Source organism: Chloroflexaceae bacterium, assembly GCA_025057155.1.
In the GTDB taxonomy this organism is placed as follows: domain Bacteria; phylum Chloroflexota; class Chloroflexia; order Chloroflexales; family Chloroflexaceae; genus JACAEO01.
In genome coordinates this window covers 1-680 of record JANWYD010000100.1, presented here as the reverse complement: position 1 = coordinate 680, position 680 = coordinate 1, and the positions used below count along the sequence as shown (strand labels likewise).

General features: G+C 72.6%; 1 protein-coding gene. It reads left to right on the top strand.

Annotated features, from left to right (window positions below; translation table 11 throughout):
- Positions 1-680 (top strand): diguanylate cyclase (locus tag NZU74_20490; GenBank protein MCS6883707.1); only part of this gene is annotated, 680 nt, incomplete at both ends.

The following is a 680-nucleotide window of genomic DNA, read 5'->3' as shown; positions in this document are numbered from 1 at the left end:
CACCTTCGTCGCCTACCAGATCGCCCACGCGCTCGAGCGCAAGCGCGCGGACGAGGCGCTGCGCGAGGCCAACCGCGAGCTCGAGCGCCGGGTGGCGGAGCGCACGGCGGAGCTGGCCGAGACCAACGCCAGGCTGCGCGCCGAGATCGCGCAGCGGCAGACGATCGAGGCGCGGCTCATGCACGACGCGCTCCACGACACCCTCACCGGGCTGCCGAACCGCGCCTACCTGCTGGACCGCCTGAGCCTCGCCCTCGAGCTGCGGCGGGGCGGTGGGGCCGGCTTCGCCGTGCTCTTCCTCGATCTCGACCGCTTCAAGGTGATCAACGACTCGATGGGGCACCTGCTCGGCGACGAGCTGCTCAAGCAGGTCGCCTCGCGGCTCCACCGGGTCGCGTCGAGCGTGGGCTGGGTGGCCCGTCTCGGAGGGGACGAGTTCGCCATCCTCGTCGACCCGATCGCCGGGCCCGAGGAGGCGGAGCGCCTGGCCGAGCGGGTGCTCGAGGCGCTGAACCTTCCCTTCCACGTGGCGGGAAAGGAGCTCTACACCTCGGCGAGCGTGGGCATCGCGGTCTCGGGTCCGCACTATGCGAAGCCCGAGGAGCTGCTCAGGGACGCCGACGTCGCGCTGTACCGCGCCAAGGCCGCGGGCCGCCGCCGTTGGCAGCGCTTCGACGAGG